Below are 2036 nucleotides of genomic sequence, written 5' to 3' on the forward strand. Positions count from 1 at the left end.
GTATTTACAAATGAGAGGCATATGAAACTAGTAAAATTAAAAAAGCTTCCGTGAGGAAGCTGAGTAGTTACAAATAATCAAACAGGTATTGCAAGTGCTAGCTATAATACAGCTTATATTGTGCCAGTGAAAGTGCTAGGGGATGATGGCGCTGGTACTACAGATTTTATCTTAAAAGGAATTATGTATGCAATCGAACAAAACGTAGATGTTATCAATATGAGTTTAGGAGGACCAACATATACACAGGCTGAACAATCTGTATTAGAATTAGCTTGGAATAAGGGGATTATTTCCATAGCGGCTGCGGGCAATGAAGGGCATGAACAACCGAGTTATCCAGCTGCATATAATTTTGTATTAGGGGTGAGTGCGACTAATAAGTCGGATCGGTTGGCATCATTTTCAAATTGGGGAAGTTATGTGGGAATTACAGCGCCAGGTACAGAAATCTTGTCTACCACCCCAACGTATCCAGTCCCTATATTTGCTAAAATAAATTATGATGCTGGACCAGGAACATCTTTTTCCACGCCTTTTGTCAGTGGAGTAGCTGCGATGTTACGTACGCTTAAACCGTCGGCAAGTAATCAAGAGATTATTCAGGTGATCCAACGATCTGCCCGTAGTTTAGATACAAAAGATAAAAAGTGGGATTCATTTTATGGATATGGGCTATTAGATCTAAGTGCAACCGTGCAGGAAATTAAATGTCCGCAGATTCCATATGGGGATTATTGCAAAGTTTTAGGGTCGTTTTATGGACAAGTGGTGGATAGTGAAGGGAATCCGGTGGGGGGGGATTTCTGTTATTGCAGTGGATAATCGTACAGGAGAAAGAATTAGATTATATCAAACAAAATTTACGACTTGTCAGATGGGTGAAGAATTTTCTGTTCAAAGTGATGGTATGTTTCGCTTATTCAATTTACCAGGTGGGAATTATTCTATTTATGTGGGAGCTGTTGTACCAGAACTTAGATTGATTGAAAGTATAGAAGTTGTCCTGGGTGCAGATGTGTATGTGAGATTAGTAGTTCCAGATATACCGGAGGAAATGTTGTTAGGTAAAAAGGATGCTAAATAAAGATAAATGAGAAAGCTGAAAAGAAGAGCCAGATCATGAGCAAATTTCATGACAGCTTCCTTTTTTGATGGTATGGATGAAGGAATGAAGAATGCAAGCATATAATAAGTGTGGTGGGGTATTCTAGTTGAAAGATATTCTATGCATTCTTCATCCTTCTGAAAGAAATGAGAGGAAGAAGAATGAGTCTCATTTGGTGCGGTACACGAGTGGGTAAAGGCACATGTAGAGCACCAATCTGGTAGTATATTCTTCCTCTATTTGTATTATGAACCTAAAATTGGTTTTTAATACCAATAAAATGTGAATTTTCGTCACACTTTCCATGTGATTGTGTATGTTACAGTGTTGGGGAACATGAAATCATCTTCGGAGGGCACGTTGATTATGTGCTTATGTTTTGTTGTATTTACCAAAAAAGTAGAACTTTTTTGATGAGATAAGCATATATTGAAGTATAGGACACCACCTATTGATGGTGCCTTTTTCAAAGGCCTTCCTTTCGTTGCTCTTTTTTGTTTAGATAAAATAGACCAATGTCTATTCGGCATGGGGCATGGCAAATAAAAGCCCAGCCCAATCATGTTGTGATACATAATCTGGCTGGGCAGTGTGTGAATAGATAGTGAAAAACATAAATACCTTCGTAGGGGGAAGGAGTAATGTTTACTTGTTCTTATAATAGCACGAAGGGCGTAACATGATTATCTGAAAGATGGTATTTAGTAAAGGTAAAATAACTGAAGGTGAAGAGCGGCTGATAAAGAGAGAATTCCTTAGGTAGGCACGATTACGCTCTTCACTCATGTTTCATATAGAATATGATTTGGGTTATATCAATAAAAATGTAAAAAATAAAGCACCTATCGGGGCATAGCCATCAACTTAAGGAAATGAATAAAATTTAACTAAATGGGTCATCCTTCCATGCATACCGCAAGGAAGGATG

General features: G+C 37.9%; 2 protein-coding genes. Both read left to right on the plus strand.

What is annotated here, in order from left to right; all coding sequences use genetic code 11:
* Positions 1–87 precede the first annotated feature (87 nt).
* Positions 88–825, plus strand: a complete 738-nt coding sequence (locus JDS99_RS30465; protein WP_345943251.1) for a S8 family peptidase — start codon at positions 88–90, stop codon at positions 823–825.
* Positions 818–1087, plus strand: a complete 270-nt coding sequence (locus tag JDS99_RS30470; protein WP_199696451.1) for a hypothetical protein — start codon at positions 818–820, stop codon at positions 1085–1087. The genes JDS99_RS30465 and JDS99_RS30470 overlap by 8 nt, the downstream gene beginning before the upstream one ends.
* Positions 1088–2036: the final 949 nt, after the last annotated feature.

Origin of the sequence: Bacillus cereus group sp. N6, from assembly GCF_016483705.1 — a bacterium.
Taxonomy (GTDB): Bacteria; Bacillota; Bacilli; order Bacillales; family Bacillaceae_G; genus Bacillus_A; species Bacillus_A wiedmannii.